Annotated in this window: 1 rRNA gene (only partly in view); it reads right to left on the bottom strand. The window is 53.3% G+C overall.

Annotated elements, in window-relative coordinates:
- Nucleotides 1–5: 5 nt before the first annotated feature.
- Nucleotides 6–1,516 (bottom strand): 23S ribosomal RNA (locus M5J06_RS12305) (it continues 1,353 nt past the right edge of the window).

The following is a 1,516-nucleotide window of genomic DNA, read 5'->3' as shown; positions in this document are numbered from 1 at the left end:
GGTGTGTGTGTTTGTTTTGGTCTATTAGTACCAGTAGCCTTCACACCTTGCGGTGCGTCCAGGTCTGGCCTATCAACCCCATCGTCTTTGGGGGACCTCAAATGAAACCTCATCTTAAAACAGGCTTCCCGCTTAGATGCTTTCAGCGGTTATCCCTTCCGTACGTAGCCAACCAGCGATGCTCCTGGCGGAACAACTGGCACACTAGAGGTACGTCCGTCCCGGTCCTCTCGTACTAGGGACAGCCTTCTTCAAGTTTCAACGCGCGCGGCGGATAGAGACCGAACTGTCTCACGACGTTCTGAACCCAGCTCGCGTGCCGCTTTAATGGGCGAACAGCCCAACCCTTGGGACCTACTCCAGCCCCAGGATGCGACGAGCCGACATCGAGGTGCCAAACCATCCCGTCGATATGGACTCTTGGGGAAGATCAGCCTGTTATCCCCGGGGTACCTTTTATCCGTTGAGCGACACCACATCCACAAGTAGGTGCCGGATCACTAGTCCCGACTTTCGTCCCTGTTCGACATGTCTGTCTCACAGTCAAGCTCCCTTGTGCACTTACACTCGCTACCTGATTGCCAACCAGGCTGAGGGAACCTTTGGGCGCCTCCGTTACATTTTGGGAGGCAACCGCCCCAGTTAAACTACCCACCAGGCACTGTCCCCAACCCAGATCATGGGCCAAGGTTAAGGTATCCAATCCGATCAGAGTGGTATTTCAACAACGACTCCACGCGTGCTGGCGCACACGTCTCATAGTCTCCCACCTATCCTACACAAACCGAACCGAACACCAATACCAAGCTATAGTGAAGGTCCCGGGGTCTTTTCGTCCTGCCGCGCGTAACGAGCATCTTTACTCGTAGTGCAATTTCACCGGGCCTGTGGTTGAGACAGCAGAGAAGTCGTTACGCCATTCGTGCAGGTCGGAACTTACCCGACAAGGAATTTCGCTACCTTAGGATGGTTATAGTTACCACCGCCGTTTACTGGGGCTTAAATTCTCAGCTTCGCCACCAAAGGTGACTAACCGGTCCTCTTAACCTTCCAGCACCGGGCAGGCGTCAGTCCATATACATCAACTTAACGTCTTCGCATGGACCTGTGTTTTTGATAAACAGTCGCTTCCCTCTATTCTCTGCGACCCCACAACCCACAACACTTGCAAGAAGTGTCAAAGTCGTGTGGTCCCCCTTCTCCCGAAGTTACGGGGGCATTTTGCCGAGTTCCTTAACCACAGTTCACCCGAACGCCTTAGTATTTTCAACCTGACCACCTGTGTCGGTTTAGGGTACGGGCCATACATCCACATCGCTAGAGGCTTTTCTCGACAGTACTAGATCACCAACTTCACCCACATTTGGGCTACGCATCACGCCTCAGGTTAAACGGTGTGCGGATTTGCCTACACACCACCTCACACGCTTACACCAACAATCCACTAAGCGGCATGGCTACTACACTGTGTCACCCCATCACTTGAACCACACATCAGGCCCCACGACATCAACAA

Origin of the sequence: Corynebacterium intestinale (assembly GCF_023574125.1) — a bacterium.
Classification (GTDB): domain Bacteria; phylum Actinomycetota; class Actinomycetes; order Mycobacteriales; family Mycobacteriaceae; genus Corynebacterium; species Corynebacterium hesseae.
This window is presented reverse-complemented; position numbering and strand designations above follow the sequence as displayed.